This window comes from Streptomyces sp. 8P21H-1, assembly GCF_013302945.1.
Genome location: NZ_JABTYA010000083.1, coordinates 1 through 1,136, shown reverse-complemented (window position 1 = coordinate 1,136; position 1,136 = coordinate 1). Strand labels below are relative to the sequence as shown.

Genomic DNA, 1,136 nt, shown 5'->3' with positions numbered 1-1,136 from the left:
CCCGCCCGGCGGGCGTCCGACAGCCGCTCCAGCAGCAGCACGCCGGCTCCCTCGCCGAAGCCGGTCCCGTCCGCGCCCGCGGCGAAGGACTTGCAGCGGCCGTCGGCGGCCAGGCCGCCCTGGCGGCTGAACTCCACGAAGAGTTCGGGGCTGGACATCACGGTGACCCCGCCCGCGAGGGCGAGCGCGCACTCGCCGCGGCGCAGCGACTGCACCGCCGTGTGCAGGGCCACGAGCGAGGAGGAGCACGCCGTGTCGATGGTGAGGGCGGGGCCTTCGAGGCCGAAGGTGTAGGCGATGCGGCCGGAGACGACGCTGCCGGAGTTGCCGGTGCCCAGGAAGCCCTCGACGTCCTCGGGGATGTGCGGCAGGAGCCGTACCGCGTAGTCCTGCTGCATCAGGCCGATGAAGACACCCGCCGGGGTTCCGCGCAGCGCGGCCGGGTCGAGGCCGGCGCGCTCGAACGCCTCCCAGGTGAGGGTGAGCAGAAGGCGCTGCTGCGGGTCCATGGCGATCGCCTCGCGGGGCGAGATGCCGAAGAAGTCGGGGTCGAAGTCGGCGGCCCCGGTGAGGAATCCGCCCTCGCGCACGTACGAGGTGCCGGTGTGCGCGGGGTCGGGGTCGTAGAGCGCGTCGAGGTCCCAGCCGCGGTCGGTGGGGAAGGCGCGGATGCCGTCGCCGCCGGAGGCCACGAGCCGCCACAGGTCGTCCGGGGTGCGGACCTCTCCCGGGAAGCGGCAGCCCATGGCGACGATCGCGATCGGTTCGCCCGCGCCGGACGTACTGGAGGTGGTGGAGGTACTGGGGGTGGTGGAGGTACTGGACGCGGGTGCCGTGGTCGCGGGGTCCGTCCCGGTCAGCTCGTCCCGCAGGTGCGCGGCGAGGGCCTGCGGTGAGGGGTGGTCGAAGACCAGCGTGGCGGGCAGCCGCAGGCCGGTGGCGGCGTTCAGCCGGTTGCGCAGCTCGACGGAGGCGAGGGAGTCGAAGCCGAGGTCGCGGAAGGCACGCTCCGGTACGACCGCGGAGTCGGAGGTGTGGCCGAGCACGGCGGCGGCCTGCGCGCACACCAGCCGGACGAGGGTGCGCAGCCGTTCGGGCCCGGACTGCGCGGCGAGGCGCTCGGGCAGTGCGGCGCC

Annotated in this window: 1 protein-coding gene; it reads right to left on the bottom strand. The window is 74.7% G+C overall.

The features are described from left to right. On the bottom strand, window positions 1-1,136 hold a 1,136-nt coding region (locus HO151_RS01760), incomplete at both ends, for an acyl carrier protein (protein WP_173894372.1).